Origin of the sequence: Enterobacter cloacae complex sp. S3, from assembly GCF_014930495.1 — a bacterium.
GTDB lineage: Bacteria > Pseudomonadota > Gammaproteobacteria > Enterobacterales > Enterobacteriaceae > Enterobacter > Enterobacter asburiae_B.
On the sequence record NZ_JADBRD010000085.1, the window covers coordinates 1 to 703 of the forward strand.

The 703-nt window shown below is 67.9% G+C and carries 1 protein-coding gene; it reads left to right on the forward strand.

Features of this window, described 5'->3' with window-relative positions; all coding sequences use genetic code 11:
- On the forward strand, window positions 1–703 hold a 703-nt coding region (locus tag IM317_RS23505), incomplete at both ends, for a filamentous hemagglutinin N-terminal domain-containing protein (protein WP_193362543.1).

Here is a 703-nt window from a genome sequence, read left to right on the forward strand (position 1 = left end):
GACCCAGCTGGGCGGGCTTATTCAGAACAACCCCAACCTGCAGGCCGGGCGGGAAGCGAAAGGCATCATCAACGAAGTCACGGGCGCCAGCCGCTCGCAGCTGCAGGGCTACACGGAAGTCGCCGGTAAGGCGGCAAACGTCATGGTGGCCAACCCCTACGGCATTACCTGTAACGGGTGCGGATTTATCAACACCCCGAACGTCACCCTGACCACCGGCAAGCCGCAGTTTGACGCCAGCGGTAACCTGCTGGCGCTGGAGGTGACGAAAGGGGCCATCACGGTTGAAGGCCAGGGGCTGGACGCCAGCAAGAGCGACGCGCTGTCGATTATTGCGCGCGCAACGGAGGTGAACGCCGCGATCCACGCGAACGACCTGACGGTGACGGCAGGGGCGAACCGCGTGGGTGCTGACGGCAGCGTCAGGCCGGTTGCCGGCGAGGGCGCCGCGCCCGTGGTGGCGGTGGATACCGGCGCGCTCGGCGGGATGTATGCCAGCCGTATCCGCCTGGTCTCCAGCGAGGCGGGCGTCGGGGTGAACCTCGGCAACCTCACCGCGCGCCAGGGCGACATTCAGCTGGATGCGGGCGGGAAACTGACGGTCAGGAACAGCCTCGCCAGCGGCTCGATTAGCGCGAAGGGCGCGGGAGTGGCCCTCAGCGGCAGCCATCAGGCCGGGGGCGCGCTGAACGTGGCCAGCTCG